The sequence below is a fragment of the Methylobacterium sp. 13MFTsu3.1M2 genome (assembly GCF_900112625.1).
Classification (GTDB): Bacteria; Pseudomonadota; Alphaproteobacteria; order Rhizobiales; family Beijerinckiaceae; genus Methylobacterium.
On record NZ_FOMM01000035.1, the window covers coordinates 1 to 15,906 of the forward strand.

The 15,906-nt window shown below is 73.4% G+C and carries 18 protein-coding genes; 11 read left to right on the forward strand and 7 right to left on the reverse strand.

Annotation, left to right across the window (positions count from 1 at the left end; all coding sequences use genetic code 11):
• From BM314_RS26835 to BM314_RS26860, 6 genes are all read left to right on the forward strand, one after another.
• On the forward strand, positions 1 to 962 hold a 962-nt coding region (locus BM314_RS26835), incomplete at its 5' end, for a helix-turn-helix transcriptional regulator (protein ID WP_107353647.1).
• Positions 963 to 1,057: 95 nt separating this feature from the next.
• Entirely contained in the window at positions 1,058 to 1,228 is a 171-nt protein-coding gene (locus BM314_RS26840; protein ID WP_020096302.1) for a CsbD family protein, read from the forward strand.
• Between the two features lie 90 nt (positions 1,229 to 1,318).
• Positions 1,319 to 1,822: a CsbD family protein gene (locus BM314_RS26845; RefSeq protein ID WP_091981456.1), complete on the forward strand. Its 504-nt coding sequence runs from the start codon at positions 1,319 to 1,321 to the stop codon at positions 1,820 to 1,822.
• 121 nt (positions 1,823 to 1,943) lie between these two features.
• Positions 1,944 to 2,867 carry a hypothetical protein gene (locus BM314_RS26850; protein WP_020096304.1) on the forward strand — a complete coding sequence of 308 codons (924 nt, stop codon included), beginning with the start codon at positions 1,944 to 1,946 and terminating at the stop codon, positions 2,865 to 2,867.
• A gap of 97 nt (positions 2,868 to 2,964) precedes the next feature.
• Entirely contained in the window at positions 2,965 to 3,168 is a 204-nt protein-coding gene (locus BM314_RS26855; protein WP_020096305.1) for a CsbD family protein, read from the forward strand.
• Between the two features lie 80 nt (positions 3,169 to 3,248).
• Positions 3,249 to 3,644, forward strand: coding sequence for a CsbD family protein (locus BM314_RS26860; RefSeq protein WP_091928243.1), 396 nt, complete (start codon positions 3,249 to 3,251; stop codon positions 3,642 to 3,644).
• Between the two features lie 138 nt (positions 3,645 to 3,782).
• Here BM314_RS26860 and BM314_RS26865 read toward each other — a convergent pair whose 3' ends face one another.
• The 4 genes from BM314_RS26865 to BM314_RS26880 form a co-directional block, all read right to left on the reverse strand.
• The gene (locus BM314_RS26865) at positions 3,783 to 4,112 is read right to left on the reverse strand and encodes a DUF6285 domain-containing protein (RefSeq protein ID WP_056524493.1); all 330 of its coding nucleotides are present in this window, start codon (positions 4,110 to 4,112) and stop codon (positions 3,783 to 3,785) included.
• Positions 4,109 to 5,149 carry a phosphotransferase family protein gene (locus BM314_RS26870; protein ID WP_091981459.1) on the reverse strand — a complete coding sequence of 347 codons (1,041 nt, stop codon included), beginning with the start codon at positions 5,147 to 5,149 and terminating at the stop codon, positions 4,109 to 4,111. Before BM314_RS26870 ends, BM314_RS26865 begins: the two co-directional genes overlap by 4 nt.
• Before the next feature lie 17 nt (positions 5,150 to 5,166).
• Entirely contained in the window at positions 5,167 to 6,345 is a 1,179-nt protein-coding gene (bktB, locus tag BM314_RS26875; protein WP_091981461.1) for a beta-ketothiolase BktB, read from the reverse strand.
• 110 nt (positions 6,346 to 6,455) lie between these two features.
• On the reverse strand, positions 6,456 to 7,661 hold the full coding sequence (locus BM314_RS26880; RefSeq protein WP_091981463.1) for an acyl-CoA dehydrogenase family protein: 1,206 nt from the start codon (positions 7,659 to 7,661) through the stop codon (positions 6,456 to 6,458).
• A gap of 165 nt (positions 7,662 to 7,826) precedes the next feature.
• Here BM314_RS26880 and BM314_RS26885 point away from each other — a divergent pair, with 165 nt between their 5' ends.
• The 4 genes from BM314_RS26885 to rclC all read left to right on the forward strand — a co-directional run bounded on the left by BM314_RS26885 (position 7,827) and on the right by rclC (position 10,705).
• On the forward strand, positions 7,827 to 8,540 hold the full coding sequence (locus BM314_RS26885) for a TetR/AcrR family transcriptional regulator (RefSeq protein ID WP_091928239.1): 714 nt from the start codon (positions 7,827 to 7,829) through the stop codon (positions 8,538 to 8,540).
• Between the two features lie 86 nt (positions 8,541 to 8,626).
• Positions 8,627 to 9,610, forward strand: coding sequence for a cupin domain-containing protein (locus BM314_RS26890; RefSeq protein WP_020096312.1), 984 nt, complete (start codon positions 8,627 to 8,629; stop codon positions 9,608 to 9,610).
• An 87-nt stretch (positions 9,611 to 9,697) separates the two neighbouring features.
• Positions 9,698 to 10,045, forward strand: coding sequence for a carboxymuconolactone decarboxylase family protein (locus tag BM314_RS26895; RefSeq protein WP_091981465.1), 348 nt, complete (start codon positions 9,698 to 9,700; stop codon positions 10,043 to 10,045).
• A gap of 36 nt (positions 10,046 to 10,081) precedes the next feature.
• Entirely contained in the window at positions 10,082 to 10,705 is a 624-nt protein-coding gene (gene rclC, locus BM314_RS26900) for a reactive chlorine resistance membrane protein RclC (protein WP_020096314.1), read from the forward strand.
• Between the two features lie 7 nt (positions 10,706 to 10,712).
• Here the strand turns inward: rclC and gph are convergent, their stop codons facing one another.
• Positions 10,713 to 11,411: a phosphoglycolate phosphatase gene (gene gph, locus BM314_RS26905; RefSeq protein WP_091981467.1), complete on the reverse strand. Its 699-nt coding sequence runs from the start codon at positions 11,409 to 11,411 to the stop codon at positions 10,713 to 10,715.
• 146 nt (positions 11,412 to 11,557) lie between these two features.
• On the reverse strand, positions 11,558 to 11,902 hold the full coding sequence (locus BM314_RS26910; RefSeq protein ID WP_091981469.1) for an MliC family protein: 345 nt from the start codon (positions 11,900 to 11,902) through the stop codon (positions 11,558 to 11,560).
• Positions 11,903 to 12,348: 446 nt separating this feature from the next.
• On the opposite strand from BM314_RS26910, the gene BM314_RS26915 reads away from it, so the two are divergent.
• On the forward strand, positions 12,349 to 14,268 hold the full coding sequence (locus BM314_RS26915; protein ID WP_244540051.1) for a putative bifunctional diguanylate cyclase/phosphodiesterase: 1,920 nt from the start codon (positions 12,349 to 12,351) through the stop codon (positions 14,266 to 14,268).
• Between the two features lie 31 nt (positions 14,269 to 14,299).
• Here BM314_RS26915 and BM314_RS26920 read toward each other — a convergent pair whose 3' ends face one another.
• Entirely contained in the window at positions 14,300 to 15,871 is a 1,572-nt protein-coding gene (locus BM314_RS26920) for an ABC transporter substrate-binding protein (protein WP_091981473.1), read from the reverse strand.
• Positions 15,872 to 15,906 lie beyond the last annotated feature (35 nt).

Sequence of the window (15,906 nt, forward strand, 5' to 3'; positions counted from 1 at the left end):
AGATGACCGGCCACACCCGCGACGCCGTCATCGGCCGCAGCGTCTACGAGGTCGACGTCCTGGCCGGCGCGCGCAACCGCGACCTCGCCGTCGCGCGGCTCAACGCGGGCGGCACGATCCCGCAGATGGAGGCCTGCCTCGACCTGCCCGACGGCGGGAGCCGCTTCGTGATCGTCGCCGGGCAGCCGATCGAGATGGGCGACGAGCCCTGCATGCTGTTCACCTTCGCGGACCTGGAACTGCGCCGGAAGGCCGAGGCCGCCCTGCGCCAGAGCGAGGAGCGCTTCGCCAAGGCGTTCCGGATGACGCCGATCCCGACCGTGCTGGTGCGGGCCGAGGACGGCCAGGTCACGGGCGTGAACGAGGCGTTCAGCCGGGTCTTCGGCCTGAGCGGGGACCGCGTCGTCGGTCGCTCGCTGGAGGAGGCCGGCCTGTGGGTCGCCGAGAAGCAGCGCCTGCAGGTCGAGGCCGCCCTGGAGCGGCAGGGCTACGTGCTGGGTCTCGAGGTGTGCCTGCGCCACGAGAGCGGCGCGAACCTCGACTGCCTGGTCTCGGCCGAGCGGGTCGAGATCAACGAGACGGCCTTCGTTCTGCTGGTGCTGCAGGACATCACCGCGCGCAAGCACTCGGAGCGGGAGCTGTTCGACGCGATCGAGACGGTGATGGCCGACACGTCGTGGTTCAGCCGCGGGCTGATCGAGAAGCTGGCGAACCTGCGCCGGCCGGCCCGGGAGGGCGGCGACGCGGCGGCGCCGAACCTGACCGTGCGCGAGCGCCAGATCCTCAACCTGATCTGCGCGGGGCTCGGCGACGACGCGATCGCGCGCAAGCTCGGGCTGTCGCGCAACACGGTGCGCAATCACGGCGCCGCACTGTACCGCAAGATCGGCATCCACAAGCGCAGCGAGGCAGTCGTTTGGGGGCGCGAGAACGGCTTTCCCCTGAACATCTCTGACGGATGAATACCGCCATACTGGTACAACCACACCATTGATCCGGCGCGCCCGGCGTACATCTTCCGCTCGGCAAGGGTTTTCTCACGCATGACGAGGCGCCCATGACCGAAGACAGGAAGACACCGTCCGCCGAGCACCTCAAGGGCTCGGTGAAGGAGGCCATCGGCAAGCTGACCGGCGATGCCCGGACGGAGACCGAGGGCCGGCGCCAGAAGCGCGACGCGCCCGGATCGAAGGCCGGCTCCGGGCCCGCGGGCTCCGGCCCGCGCTGACGGACGTCACCCGGCGCCTCACGGTGAGGCGCCCCCACCACGAGCGCGATCGCGGAGGCGGTCGCCGACGCGACGACGAAGGAGAACGACATGGTCGATACCAATCGGATCACGGGCGCGGCCCGGGAACTCGGCGGCAAGGTGCAGGGCGCGTTCGGCGACCTGACCGGCTCGCGGCGGGACTCGGTCGAGGGCCGCGCCCGCGAGGCCGCCGGACAGGCCGAGACCCTCTACGGCCAGGCCAAGGACACCGTGCGCGACGCGGCCGACCACGTGGCCGACGCGGCCCGCGACATCGGCGGCCGGGTTCGCGACGCCGTCGACGATCTCGGGGCCGACGACGTCGAGGCCCGCGCCCGCCGCGCCCAGGGCGCCGCGCAGGATCAGTACGCCCGCGCCGAGCGCGGCGTCCGCCACGCCGCCGAGGAGGCGTACGACTACGCCGAGGACGCCTACGCGCGCGGCAGCCACGCCCTGCGCCGCGGCACCCGCGAGGTCGGCCAGCAGGTCGCCGAGTACCCGCTCGCCGCCCTGCTCATCGCCGGCATCGCGGGCTTCGGCCTCGGCCTGCTCGTCAGCGCCCGCCGCGATTGAGCCGCGACTGAGCCGCGACTGAGCCGCGACTGAGCCGCGTCCCGGCAACCCCCGGGCCTTCCGGGCCTTCCGGGGGCCGGCGGCCCCACGAATTTCAGCGATCCACCACCGGAGTGACAGCGTGACCACCATCCAGACCGTTGCAACGCCCCTCGCGCCGGACGCGCACGCCGACACGCGCGCCGTCCTGCTCAACCAAGTCTCCTGGGGCGCCATCTTCGCCGGCGCCGTGACCGCGCTGGTCACCCAGGTGATCATCAACCTCGTCGGCGTCGGCGTCGGGCTGGCCTCGGTCGGCACGACCGCCGCCGACAATCCCTCCGCCTCCACCGTCTCCATGGGCGCGGGCGCGTGGTTCGTCGCCTCGGGCCTCGTCGCCTCGCTGGCCGGCGGCCTCATCGCCGGGCGGCTCTCGGGCAAGGCCCTTCCGGGCGCGGCCGCCCTGCACGGGCTGGTCTCCTGGGCGGTCACCACCCTGGTGGTGCTGTACATGCTGACCTCGGCCGCCAGCGGCCTGGTCGGCGGCACGCTCGGCACGGTCTCGAGCGCGCTCGGCGGCGCCGGCAACCTCGTCGGCGGCACGGTGCAGACCGCCGCCCAGGCGGCGGCGCCGTCGCTGTCGAAGATCTCGAACCCGCTCGACGGCATCGAGGACAAGGTCCGTCAGCAGGCCGCCGGCCAGGACCCGCAGGCCGCCAAGGACGCGGCCGTGGCGGCGGTGAAGGCCGTCCTGACCGGTGACCCGGCCCAGAAGGAGCAGGCCAAGACCCGCGCCGCCGACGCCCTGGCCAAGGCGCAGGGCATCACGCCGGATCAGGCCAAGGCGCAGATCGACGACTACCAGAAGCAGTACGAGCAGGCGGTGGCCAGCGCCAAGCAGAAGGCCGAGGCCGCTGCCGTGACGGCGAAGTCGGCGGCCACGCAGGGCGCGTTCTACGCCGCGCTGGCGCTGATCCTGGGTGCGCTGGCGGCGTATGTCGGCGGCCGGATGGGCGCTCCCAAGCCCGCGACCCTGCTCGGCGCCTACGAGACCCGGCGCGTCTGACACCTCCCTCTGACACCTTCACCGGCCCCCGCGTCGATCGCGGGGGCCACCACCGGCCGGGGAGACCGGCCTCACCAGCGAAGCAGGAGCACACGCGATGAGCAGCACGACCGACAAGATCAAGGGCCTGGCCAACGAGGCGGTGGGCAACGTCAAGCAGGCGGCCGGCAAGGCGACGGGCAACGACAAGCTGGTGGCCGAGGGCAAGGCGCAGGAGCTGAAGGGCGAGGCGCAGAAGACCGTCGGCGACGTCAAGGACGGCGCCAAGTCCGTCGCCGACAAGATCACCGGCAAGCACTGAGCCCGTCCCGCGGCGCCGGCTCCCCGGCGCCGCTGCCCCCGCCGAGGCGGGGCTCCATTCCCCGACACCAGGAGAGCTGCATGAACCGCGACCAGATCCGCGGCGCGTCCCGCCACCTCAAGGGCCGCGCCCAGACCGCCCTGGGCGGCCTGACCGGTGACCCGGGACGCCAGGTGCGCGGCGCCGTCAACCAAGTGGCCGGCGGGGCGCAGTACGCCTACGGCCGCGCCCGCGACCGCGCCGAGGACCTCACGGAGGACCTGGCGGAGAACGGCCGCCATCTGGCCGAGGCCGCCCGGAGGCGGGCCGACCACCTGATCGACGAGGGCCGGGACCGCGCCCGGGACGCGCGCCGCCGCGGCGCCGATTACGGCCGGCAGGCGATCCGCACGGCCGACGCCAACCGCACCAACACCCTGCTGGGCCTGGCCGCCGTCGCTTTCGCGGCGGGATGGCTCGTCCGCCGCACCCGCTGACGGAGGTTTTACCGATGCTGCGCAAGCTCCTGACGGCCTTCATCGTGCCGAAGCTCATCGCCTATCTCGGGCGCCGCTACGACCGACGCCGGGGCACCGGCCGCACCTACTGACGCCCGGATCTGGAGCCCGGGATCGCTAGCCCGGGGCCTTCCAGATGCCGGCGGCGATCCGTGTCGTCTCGACGAGCGCGGCGTGGAGCGCCGCGTCCCCGTCGCGCCGGCCGGCGCGGAGCGCCGCGACCAGCTCGGCCGGCGATCCGGCGCCGCCCAGCGCCCGCTCCCAGGCCCCGGCCGCCGCGCCGGCCTGCGCGATCTCCCGCATGACCACACCCATCGCGTTGGCGGCCATCAGCAGGACGTAGCGCTGGCGCCCCGACAGGGCCGGCGCGACCTCGTCGAGGAGGCTCTGCCGGGCGACCGACAGGAGGGCGGCGCCCGCGGGCGCGTCCGGGAAGGATTCGCTCATCGGGCTCCCCACCGCTCGGGCGCGGTATCGCGCAGGATCGCGGCCTCGAGTTCGGGGACCATCCGGCCGGTCAGCGCCAGCTCCAGCGACGTCTCCTGACCGGAGACGTGGCGGTGGCCCTGCTCCAGGGCGATCACCGCCCAGCGCAGATGCGCCATGACCTCCCAGTAGCGCACCGCCTCCGGCTCGATCGCGCGCCCGCTCTCGGCCTCGTAGCCGCGGTAGAAGGCGGCCCGCGGGGCGATGCCGCCGGCCTCCAGGTCGGGCCGGCCGAAGCGCCAGCAGGCGGCGCAGAACCAGCCGATATCCTGGACCGGGTCGCCCCAGCCGGCGAATTCCCAGTCGAGGATCGCCGTCAGGCCCTCGGCATCGACCATGTAGTTGCCGGTGCGGAAGTCGCGGTGGACCAGGACCGGCCGGGGACAGGGCGGCGCGTGGAGCTCGGCCCAGCGCAGGCCCCATTCGAGGGCCGGGCGCGCGGCGCCGATCCCGTCGAGACTCGCCCGGAGCGCGCGGATCTCGGCCAGGGCCGGCTCCGGCTCGGGCGCGCCGAGGAAGGCGAGGTCGTCCGCCGGGGCGGTTCCCGGGCCGGCCGCCGGCAGGATGCCGTGCGTCCGGGCGAGCTCGCGGCCGAGCTGCTCGGCCAAGGCCGCGCGGTGGCCGCCGAGGCTCGTGTCCTTGACCACCCGCGGCCCCAGCCCGATCCCGGAGACGAGCCCCATCAGCGCGAAGGGCGCCCCGACCACCCCCGGATCCGCGCAGAAGCCGACCGGCTCCGGCACCCGCACGCCGGCCGCGAAGGCGGCGCGCAGGATCCGGAACTCCTCCGCCCGCGAGCGGCTCGACGCGATGGTGGCGGCCGCGTCCTTGCGCAGGACGAAGCTCCGGGGCGCGCCGTCGACCCGGCACGACAGCATCCAGTTCTCCTGGATCGAGCCGCCGGTCAGCGGCCGGGCGTCGTCGAGCGCGACCGACCCGGCCCCCAGGGTCCGGCCGATCCAGGCGCAGAGCGCCGTCCTCTGATCCGCGTCCAGCATGGTGCCTCAGGGCCGCGTCACGGGACGCGCTCGAGGGCCATGGCGATCCCCTGGCCGCCGCCGATGCACATGGTCACGAGCCCGTAGCGGCCGCCGGTCCGGGCCAGCTCGTAGAGGGCCTTGACGGTGATGATCGCCCCCGTGGCGCCGATCGGGTGACCGAGGGCGATGGCGCCGCCGTTCGGGTTGACCCTGTCGGGATCGAGGTCGAGGGCGCGGGAGACCGCGCAGGCCTGCGCCGCGAAGGCCTCGTTCGACTCGACGACGTCGAAATCCGCCGCCCGCAGGCCGGTCCGCTCCAGCAGCCGCCGCACCGCCGGCACCGGGCCCATGCCCATCTCGGACGGGTCCACGCCGGCATGGGCGTAGCCGACGATGCGGGCGAGGGGCGTCGCGCCGTCGCGCGCGGCCCGCGCGGCGCTCGACAGGACGAGGGCCGCCGCGCCGTCGTTCAGCCCCGAGGCGTTGCCGGCCGTGACGCTGCCGGTCTTGGAGAAGGCCGGGCGCAGCTTGGCGAGGTCCTCGGCGGTCGTGGCCTTCGGGTGCTCGTCGGTGTCGAAGGCCACCGTCTCGCGCTTGCGCTGGATCTCGATCGGCAGGATCTGCTCCCGGAACCGGCCCTCGCGGATCGCCCGCGCGGCGCGGGCCTGGCTCTCGGCGGCGAAGGCGTCCTGCGCGTCGCGGGGGACGGCGTAGCGCGCGGCCACGTTCTCGGCGGTGACGCCCATATGGCCGTTGCCGAACGGGTCGGTCAGCGCGCCGAGCATGTAGTCGACCAGCACGGCGTCGCCCATGCGCGACCCGGTCCGCCCGGTGGTCAGGAGGTGGGGCGCGCGGCTCATGCTCTCGGCGCCGCCGGCCACGGCCGTCTCGGCGTCGCCGAGCAGGATGGACTGCGCGGCCGAGACGATCGCCTGCAGGCCGCTGCCGCAGAGGCGGTTGACCGTCATGGCCGGCACCTCCGCGGGAATCCCGCCCTCCATCGCCGCGACGCGGGCGATGTAGGCGTCCCGGGGCTCGGTCGGGATGACGTTGCCGAGGACCACGTGCCCGACCGTCTCGGGCGCGGTCCCGGCGCGGCGTAGCGCCTCCGCGACGCAGCGTGCGGCGAGGACGGAGGGCGGCGTGCCGGCCAGCGCGCCGCCGAACGTGCCGATCGCGGTGCGCACCGCGCCTGTGATCACGACCTCGGTCATACTCTCGGCTTCCTCTCGGCTTCCCTGTCTGGCTCGGCCTGCCGACGCGCCCCGCGCGGCGGGCGGACGGTGTCGGCCCCGCTCAGGCCCCGACGCTCAGGCCCCGACGCTCAGGCCCCGATGTCCCACGACCAGAAGGCGTCGCCCTCGGCCTTGAGATTGCGGTTCAGGACCATCTTGTGGACCTCGTCGGCCCCGTCCACGAGGCGCGCCTGCCGGGCGTAGCGGTAGATCCACTCGAGGGGCGTGTCGGTGGAGTAGCCCCGCGCGCCGTTGATCTGGATCGCCGTGTCGGCGGCCGCGTGCAGGAGGTTGGCCACGTGGACCTTGGCCATCGACACCTCCTTCCGGGCGAAGCTGCCCCGGTCGAGGGCCCAGGCGGCCTTCATCACCAGGAGGCGGCCGATCTCGATCCGCATGGCGAGGTCGCCCAGCATCAGCTGGATGCTCTCCCGGTCGGCCAGCCGGATCCCGAAGCCGTGCCGCTCGGCCGCGTAGGCCCGGGCGATCTCGACGCAGCGCTTCGACAGGCCGAGCCAGCGCATGCAGTGGGTCAGCCGCGCCGGCCCGAGGCGGATCTGGGTGAGCTTCAGGCCGTCGCCCTCATTCATCAGGACGTTCTCGGCCGGGATCTCCAGGCCCTCGAACAGCAGCTCGCAGTGGCCGCCATGCTCCTCCGGCCCCATGATCGGGATGCGGCGCAGGATCCGCCAGCCGGGCTGGTCCCTGTGGAACAGGAAGGCGGTCAGACCTTTGCGCGCGTCGTCGGAGGTGCGCGCCATCAGGATGAAGTGCTCGGCCTCCTCGGCGCCGGTGATGTACCATTTGCGGCCAGTGACCACGTAGCCGCCGCCGCGGCGCTCGGCCCGGGTCTGGATCATGCCGGGATCGGAGCCGCCGCCGGGATGCGGCTCGGTCATGGCGAAGGCCGAGCGGACGCGCCCGTCCACGATCGGCGCGAGCCAGCGCGCCTTCTGGTCCGGGGTCGCGACCTTCTCCAGCACCATCATGTTGCCGTCGTCGGGCGCGGCCGAGTTGAACACGACCGGGCCGAAGATCGAGCGGTTCATGGCCTCGTAGCAGACCGCCATGCCGACCTTGTCGAGCCCGGCGCCGCCGGTCTCGGGCCGCAATTGCAGGCACCACAGGCCCTCTGCGCGGGCGAGTCCGCGCAGCCGCGTCAGCTCGGTGAGGCTGATGTTGCCGTGGCCGTCATAGGCCGCCGGATCCGCCTCCAGCGGCAGGATGTGCGCGTCCACGAAGGCCGCGATCCGGGCGCGGTAATCCTCGACGCGCGGGGAGATGGTGAAATCCACGGGCCCACCTCCTGGGTCGGTGCCGACGACGAAAATCGAGCGAGCGCTCGCTTTTTATCGCCTGGATTCGCGCCTGGCAACGGACTAGACCTCGGGAGCCGCTCCCGGTCGTGGCCACCGCGGGCTGGCGCGACGACGAAACGACGACGGAGCGACGATGGATCGATGAGCCCCGCAGACGCTCTTCCGGCGAACTTTCCGGCGCACCTTCCGGCGAAGGACGCCTACGCCACCGAGGCGATCTGCGCGCGGATCCTGGCGCGGCACCGGGACCGGATCAGCGTCCGGAAGGACCACGTCGCCGTCGCCAACCTCGCGCGGATCATCGAGGCGGTGCTGAAGCTGTCGAGCCGGCAGGGCTTCCACGAGACGAGCCTGCGCGACCTCGCCCGGGCCTCCGGGCTCAGCATGGGCGGGCTCTACTCGTACTTCGACAACAAGAACACGCTGCTGGTGATGATCCTCACCGAGGTGGCCGAGACGGCGGAGGCGGTCCTGCGGCAGGCCCCGGCGGGGCTCGCGGCGGATCCGGCCGCGCATCTGCGCTGGCTGATCGAGACCCATATCCGCCTGACCGAGGCGATGCAGCCCTGGTTCGTCTTCGCGTTCATGGAGGCGAAGGGCTTCCCGGCCCCCGCCCGGACGATGGCGACGGAGAGCGAGGCCGCCACGGAGCGCATCTTCGCCGAAGTCCTCGCCCGCGGGGCGGCGGCGGGCGTCTTCGCGGTCGCCGACGTCGATCTCACCGCGGCGCTGATCAAGCCGCTCCTGCAGGACTGGTACGTGAAGCGGGCCAAGCACCGGAAGCGCGGGATCCCGATCCAGCGCTACATCGCCGGCGTGACCGCCTTCGTCGAGAAGGCCATCGCGGCGGGCTGAACCGGCGCGGCGGACGAACAACCCCTGGTCGAGGCCACCGCGCGCCCTTATGCCGGGCCCGGAGGGCATTCCGGAGCGCGGGGAGCATGGCCGGACCGATCGGGCGCCGCGCGGACGCACACGGAACCGCCGGAATCGACGATCCGCTGAGCGGCCTCGCGCCGCTGCTGCGCGTGCGGCCGCACCTGGACGACGTCTGCCGGTTCGGCGGCGCCTGGGCCGCCCCGCACGCGCCGGAGCCGACGCGGCAGGCCTATTTCCACCTCGTGACGCGCGGCCGCGCCACGCTGCGGCGGCCCGGGGGCGCGCCGCTGCAGGTCGCGGCCGGGGACATCCTGCTCCTGCCGCGCGGCGACGCGCACCTGTTCCACGGCGCGGGGCCGCCGCCGTCGACGCCCCTGCCCGTCGCGGTCCGCCACGCGCACGATCTGCGGTTCAAGACCACCGTTGGGGCCGAGCCGGACGTCGAGCTGATCTGCGGCCGCCTGGCCTTCGAGGCGGCGCCCCAGACCCTGATCGTGACCGCCCTGCCCGACCTCCTCGTCCTGAGCGTCGGCACCGAGCCCCTGGCCACCCGGTTCGCGCCGCTCCTGGCGGGCATCCGCGAGGAGCTGAACGACCTCCGCGCCGGGTCGGTCGCGGTCGCCGAGAACCTCGCGAGCGCGCTGTTCATGATGATGCTCCGCGCGCATCTCGAGGCGTCGGCCCCGGCCGAGGGCCTGCTGCGCCTCCTGGGGCAGCCGCTCACCGCCCGGGCGGTGCTCGCGATGGTGCGCGACCCGGTACATCCCTGGACGCTTGACGAACTGGCCGCGACGGCCGCCGCGTCGCGGGCGAGCCTCGTGCGCGCCTTCCGCGGGGCGGCGGGCGTCGCCCCGCTGGAATTCCTCACCGACCTGCGGCTCGGGCTCGCCCATCACCGCCTGCGCACCGAGACGGTCCCGCTGGACCGTCTGGCCGCGGAGGTCGGCTACCAGTCCGCGCCCGCCCTCAGCCGGGCGTTCCTGCGCAAGTACGGGATCCGCCCCGGACAGGCGCGGCAGGCCGAGGCGCCCCCGCAGGCGGTTTGATCCGCCCGGTCATCGGCCTGCGCCGCGCGGTCATCGAGGGCGCGGCCGGCCCCGACTACCTTCCTCGTCATCACGAAGGAGGTCGTCATGCACATGATCGATTGGAACAGCTACCGCCAGCAGGTCACCGCCAGCGTCGGACACTTCGCCAAGCTCAGCCCCGACACGGTGCGGGGCTACGGCACCCTCAGCACGGCGGGCCAGAAGACCGGCCAGCTCGACGCCAAGACCCGTGAGCTGATCGCGGTGGCGGTGGCGATCTCCCTGCGCTGCGACGGCTGTATCACGGTCCACACCGACGCCGCCCGCAAGCTCGGCGCCACCGAGGCCGAGCTGGCCGAGGCCCTCGGGGTCGCCACCAGCCTCAATGCCGGTGCCGCGGTCGTCTACGCGACCCGCGCGCTCGACGCCTTCGCGGCCTCCGCCGAGGCGTAGCCCCTCCCCCCATCCGATTGAGCAAGGAATCGTGCCATGAACACGCAGGTTCGCCGCGTCCTCGGCCTCGTCTCCGGGCCGGGCTCGAACCGCCTCGGCCTCCAGGCCATGCGGGTCGCCATCGCGGTCATCTTCCTCTGGATCGGCGCGCTCAAGTTCGTGCCCTACGAGGCCGACAGCATCACGCCCTTCGTCGCCAACAGCCCGGTGATGGCGTTCTTCTACGCCCACCCCGACCAGTACGCGCAGCACCTCACCCACGAGGGCGAGCTCAACCTCGCCGCCCGCGCGTGGCAGACGGCCAACCACACCTACGCGTTCTCCCGCGGACTCGGCACGGTCGAGCTGCTGATCGGCCTGCTCGTCCTCGTCGGGCTGGCGTCGCGGCGGCTGGGTCTGGCCGGCGCGGTGCTGGCCTTCCTCACCCCGGTGGTGACCCTGTCGTTCCTCGTGACCACCCCCGAGGCCTGGGTCGCCGCGCTCGGCGACGCCGAGCACGGCTTCCCCTACCTCTCGGGCGCCGGGCGCCTCGTCCTCAAGGACGTCACCCTCATGGCCGGCGCGTGGCTCGTCCTCGCTGACAGCGCCCGCGCCGTCCTCGAGCGGCAGGCCCGGGCGCCGGGCGCCCCCGCCCGCCTCGACCTCGCGGCAAGCCGCTAGGATCCCGCTAGAAGGCCGGGGTGCCGCCCGCGGGCAGCGCCCCGATCATCGCCCGCAGGCCGCCGATGTCGTCGAGGACGGCGTCGGCGGTCCGCGCGTCGTCCGGGCGCCCGTAGCCGTAGCGGGCCAGGATGGCGGCGGTGCCGGCGGCGCGGGCGGCCGCGATATCGTGGTGCATGTCGCCGACCATGACGGCCCGCCCGGGCTCGACCCGCAGGCGACGCAGGGCCTCCCGCAGCGGCGCGGGATCGGGCTTGCGCTCGGGCAGCGTGTCGCCGCCCACGACCGTGTCGATCAGCGGCGCCAGCCCCACCGCGTCGAGGATCAGGCCGGTGGCGCGGGCCGGCTTGTTGGTGACGATCGCCAGCGCGTAGCCCGCCGCCCGGAGGTCGCGGACCGCCGCGGCGGCGTTGGGGAACAGGGCGGTGCCGGCGGCCGCGAGCGGCTCGTACACGGCCAGGAAGGCCGGCAGGAGGTCCGGCGCCCGCTCCAGATCGCCGCCCGAGGCCCGCAGGGCGCGCCGCAGCAGCGCCACCGCGCCGTCGCCCACCATGGCCCGCATCGCGGCGGTCCCGAACGGCGGCAGACCCTCCCGCGCCAGGGTGGCGTTCAGGGCCGTCCGGAGATCGGCCAGGCTGTCGACGAGGGTGCCGTCGAGGTCGAGGAGGACGGCGTCGAAGCGCGACGGGGGCGCGGGCGCGGGCAAGGAACGTCTCCGCGTCGCGGGCGACGCGCGGCGGGACGCCGACGCCTCAATCTCCGGGACGGGCGGTTCCTAGCGGGTCCGGCGCTGCCGGGCCAGGGTCCGGCACGCGCCCCGTGCACCCCCCCCCCGAGCATCCCCCGGGCAGCCTAGCGCGGCTTGGCGTCGGCCGGCGTCCGGTCGGTGCAGGTGACCGGCGTGCCGGCGCCGTCGGTCCACGTGACCGACCGCCCCTTGCCCCGCAGCTCGTGCGTGGCGTCGGCGTAGCGGAACCCCGACCCGCTCAGCTGCACCGGCAGGGTGACGGCGGCGCCGTTGTCCGGCCGGACAACCGCCCGCTCTGGCGCCGCGGCGTTCAGGAAGGTGACGGCCAGCGTCCGACCGTTCGGACAGGCGAAGGTCACGTCGATCGTCTCGGCCTGCGCGGGCGCGGCGGCCACCAACAGCCCGCCGACGAGGATCGCCAGCCGGGCGACGCGGATACGGATTCTCATCGGCCTCTCCTGAGCCCCGCGGCCGCGGCCGCGACGACGATCATCGCCGGGATGTCCTGTCCGGGCAATCGGCGCCGACGGCACGCGAGGCGGCCGGCCGACCCCCATCCACCAGTCCCTGGAAGAGCAGATGGAGCAGAGAGGCAATTGTACGATCCTCGATACAAGTCGAACCGGATCACTTCCCGCTCAACTTGGGACGAAAGCGGTAAATCATCGGCTCGGCCGCCCGGCGGATTGTCTCCCGAGCGCCGCGATGCGGCGGTCCGGCGCGGGGAATAGAGCCGTGGACGACCGCCGTGACAGCTCGCGGCTTAAATATCTCTTTAATGTTAGGAGTATAATAATATGGCAATCTCTCAGACGCAGCTTCGATGAACCGTCCGAAATATCCTTTCTCGATATTGATCGGGAGGTCGACCGCATCCGCCCCGGGTCTGACGGCCATGCGTCAGCTCGCGGAACTGCAGAAGCATATCCCGTCCCTCTACGGACTGCTCTCGGTCAATGCCGGCGCCCTCGCGGTGACGCATTACGGTCTCGCGCCCGCCTACCTGACCCTCGGCATCCCGGGGACCGTGATCGCGCTGTGCCTCCTGCGCGCGATCCACTGGTGGCGCTTGAGGCCCGAGACCCTGGACGAGGCGCAGGCCGCCCGCCACCTGCGGCGGACGACGGTGCTCACGGTCTTCTTCTCCGTCGCCTTCGTGATCTGGGCGATGGTCCTGAACACGTTCGGCGGCCCCTACGAGCAGGGCCACGTCGCGATCTTCGTGGCCGTCACGGTGATCGCCTGCATCTTCTGCCTGACCTACCTGCCGCTGGCGGCCTTCCTGGTCACCGGCATCGTCATGGGCGTCTTCCTGTTCTGCTGCGTGACGAGCGGGAACCACGTGTTCCTCGCCATCGCGGCCAATACGGCCTTCGTCACGGCCGTGATGGTCCGCATCCTCAACACCAACTACCGGGCCTTCGTCGCCCTCGTCGCGTCCCAGGCCGTGGCGAGCCGGCTCTCGGAGGAGAACGCGCGCCTCGCCCAGACCGACAGCCTGACCGGCCTCCCCAACCGGCGCTACTTCTTCCAGAAGCTCGACGAGGCGCTCCGGTCGTCCTCCGGGGCGGACACGCCCTTCGCCCTGGCGATCTTCGATCTCGACCGGTTCAAGCCGATCAACGACACCTACGGGCACAATGTCGGCGACCGCGTCCTGGCGGAGGCCGGCCGGCGCCTCGCGGCCTTCGCGGGGGCGGACGTGGTGGTGACGCGGCTGGGGGGCGACGAGTTCGGCGTGATCCTGCGCGCGCCGGCTTCGGCCGCGGCGGCGCTCGCCTTCTGCGACGGCGTCTGCACGGCGCTGCAGCGGCCGATCCGGATCGGCGACATCCAGGTCGTCACCGGCTGCTCGGGCGGGCTGGCGCTGCCCTGCCGGATCTCGCACGACGCCGACGCCCTGTTCGACCGCGCCGACTACGCGCTCTACCACTCCAAGGAGCAGCGGCGCGGCGCGACGACCCTGTTCTCGCAGGAGCACAAGGACGCGATCCGCGCCGAGCAGGCGGTGGAGACGGCCTTGCGGACGGCGGACCTCGCCGCCGAGATGGTGCTGCACTACCAGCCGGTCCTCGACCTCGCCACGGGGCGGACCGCCTTCGTGGAGGGTCTGGCGCGCTGGACGAGCCCGACGCTGGGCCGCGTCGCGCCGGACCGGTTCATCGCGGCCGCCGAGCGCGGCGGCATGATCCACACGGTGACGCTGCTGCTCCTGCGCAAGGCGCTCGCCGACTGCGCGCAGCTCCCGCCCGGGACCGGCCTGTCCTTCAACCTGTCCGCCCACGACCTCGCCTCGCCCGAGACCGTCCTGTCGATCCTGGCGGCGGTGCGGGGCAGCGGCATCGACCCGCGCCGCCTGACGCTCGAGCTGACCGAGACCGCCCTGATGCGCGACTTCGACCACGCCAAGGCGGCCATCACCACCCTGCGCAGCCTGGGCATCAAGATCGCGCTCGACGATTTCGGGACCGGCTATTCCAGCCTGGGCTACGTCCACCGCCTGCCGCTGGACAAGATCAAGATCGACCGCGGCTTCATGGCCGACATCGACACCGACCGGGGCTGCAGCCTCGTCTCCACGATCCTGGACCTGTGCCGCAACCTCGGCCTCGACGGGATCGTCGAGGGGATCGAGACGGAGGCGCAGCTCGACGTGGCGCGGCGGCACGGCAGCCGCTACGCCCAGGGCTACCACATCGGCCGCCCGATGCCCCTCGGCGACCTGCTGGAGCGGCTGGAGCGCGAGGGCGCGGCGGAAGCGAAGGTAGCGGCAGAGGCAGCGGCAGAGGCCGGCACGGTGCGCCGGAGGGCCTGAGGCGGCCCCGGCGCGAGGCGGAGCCGCGCCCTCAGGCGCGCCGGAGGTTCCAGAGGATCGGGAAGCCCGGGAGGCGGCCCGTGAGGTCGCGCCGGTAGGACGTCATCGAGCGGTAGGAGCCGACCGGCACGAACACGACCTCCTCGAGGGCGATCCGCTGCATGTCGGCGCAGATCGCCCGGCGCGCCTCCGCGTCGGGGGCCGCGAACCACGCGGTCCGGAGCGCCTCCAGCCGCGGCACCGACGGCCAGCCGAACCACGCGTTCGGCCCGCTGGCCCGGAGCGGCTGCAGGGCGGCGGGGTCGGCGTTGTCGAAGGACGAGAAGGTGGTGAGCAGCACCGACCAGCCGCCCTTCTCGACGGGCTCGCGGGAGACGCGCCGCTGGATCACCGTGCCCCAGTCGCTCAGGGCCAGGTCGACGTTGAAGCCGATCCGGGGGAGCAGGTCGGCCGCGACCTGGGTCAGCGCCGCGGGCGCCAGCAGGTCCGTGGGACCGATGAGCCGGATCTTCGCGCCGTCGTAGCCCGAGGCCCTGAGCGCCGCGCGGGCCGCCTCCAGGCTGCGCGGCCCGGTGAGCGCCTCCAGGCCGACCTGGCTCGCCATCGGCGTGCCGGGCGTGAAGATCCCGCAGCGGTCGTCGTAGGCCCCGGGATCGTCGCCGACGATCGCCGCCATGAAGTCGCTCTGGACGATCGCCGGCAGCACCGCCCGGCGCACCGCGACGTCGTCGAAGGGCGGCTGCAGGTGGTTCATCCGCAGGATCGCCGGGTTGGTGAGCCGGTCGAGGCCCTCCACCACGATGTCGCGGTTGCGGGCGAGCAGCTGCTGGAGCTCGGGCGGCGGCTGCTCGTACCAGTCGATCTCGCCGTTCTGCAGGGCCGCCGCCGCGGTGGCGCCGTCGGCGATGATCCGCCACTCGATCCGGTCGAAATGGGCGACCTTGCCGCCGGCCGTCAGGCTCGGTGTGCCGGGCGCCGGCACGTAGCCGGGGTGGCGCTCGTAGACCATCAGGCTGCCCGAGTTGAACTCGTCGGCCTTCCAGCGGAACGGCCCGGAGCCGGTGGCGTCGGTGATCTGCTTGTACGGGTCGGTCTGGGCGACCCGCTCGGGCATGACGAAGGCCGGCTGGCTCACGCTCGCCAGCGCCTGCGGCAGGAGCGGGAACGGTGCCTTCAGCCGGAACACGATGTCGGTGTCGCCGTCGTGGGCGAGCTCGTCGGTGGCGGCCATCAGGGTCTGGCCGAAGCCGTTGCGGGCCGCCCAGCGCCGGATGCTGGCGACGCAGTCCCGCGCCAGGACCGGCGTGCCGTCGTGGAAGCGCAGGCCCGCGCGCAGGGGGATCGTCACCCGGCGCCCGTCCTGCTCGACCTTGAGGCCGGCCGCCATCTGCGGCTGCGGCCGCAGGTCGGCGTCGAGGCCGAACAGCGTGTCGTAGACCACGTAGGCGTGGTTGCGGGTCACGATCGCCGTCGTCCAGATCGGATCGATGGAGGTGACGTTCGCCTGGGGGACCATGCGCAGGACCCGGGCGCCCTGCGCCCGCCCGACGGAGGGGGCCGCCAGGGCCGCGGCCCCCGCGGCCAGGAAGGTGCGTCGCCTCATCGTCACTCCCCGAACGGTGGATTCCGGCGTCGCAA

What these genes read in the sequence shown, in the direction of transcription:
- BM314_RS26840 (WP_020096302.1), top strand. Translation starts at nt 1,058, where the DNA reads ATGACCGAAGACAGGAAGACACCGTCCGCCGAGCACCTCAAGGGCTCG.
- BM314_RS26845 (WP_091981456.1), top strand. Translation starts at nt 1,319, where the DNA reads ATGGTCGATACCAATCGGATCACGGGCGCGGCCCGGGAACTCGGCGGC.
- BM314_RS26855 (WP_020096305.1), top strand. Translation starts at nt 2,965, where the DNA reads ATGAGCAGCACGACCGACAAGATCAAGGGCCTGGCCAACGAGGCGGTG.
- BM314_RS26860 (WP_091928243.1), top strand. Translation starts at nt 3,249, where the DNA reads ATGAACCGCGACCAGATCCGCGGCGCGTCCCGCCACCTCAAGGGCCGC.
- BM314_RS26865 (WP_056524493.1), bottom strand. Translation starts at nt 4,112, where the DNA reads ATGAGCGAATCCTTCCCGGACGCGCCCGCGGGCGCCGCCCTCCTGTCG.
- BM314_RS26870 (WP_091981459.1), bottom strand. Translation starts at nt 5,149, where the DNA reads ATGCTGGACGCGGATCAGAGGACGGCGCTCTGCGCCTGGATCGGCCGG.
- bktB (WP_091981461.1), bottom strand. Translation starts at nt 6,345, where the DNA reads ATGACCGAGGTCGTGATCACAGGCGCGGTGCGCACCGCGATCGGCACG.
- BM314_RS26885 (WP_091928239.1), top strand. Translation starts at nt 7,827, where the DNA reads ATGAGCCCCGCAGACGCTCTTCCGGCGAACTTTCCGGCGCACCTTCCG.
- BM314_RS26890 (WP_020096312.1), top strand. Translation starts at nt 8,627, where the DNA reads ATGGCCGGACCGATCGGGCGCCGCGCGGACGCACACGGAACCGCCGGA.
- BM314_RS26895 (WP_091981465.1), top strand. Translation starts at nt 9,698, where the DNA reads ATGCACATGATCGATTGGAACAGCTACCGCCAGCAGGTCACCGCCAGC.
- rclC (WP_020096314.1), top strand. Translation starts at nt 10,082, where the DNA reads ATGAACACGCAGGTTCGCCGCGTCCTCGGCCTCGTCTCCGGGCCGGGC.
- BM314_RS26910 (WP_091981469.1), bottom strand. Translation starts at nt 11,902, where the DNA reads ATGAGAATCCGTATCCGCGTCGCCCGGCTGGCGATCCTCGTCGGCGGG.
- BM314_RS26915 (WP_244540051.1), top strand. Translation starts at nt 12,349, where the DNA reads ATGCGTCAGCTCGCGGAACTGCAGAAGCATATCCCGTCCCTCTACGGA.
- BM314_RS26920 (WP_091981473.1), bottom strand. Translation starts at nt 15,871, where the DNA reads ATGAGGCGACGCACCTTCCTGGCCGCGGGGGCCGCGGCCCTGGCGGCC.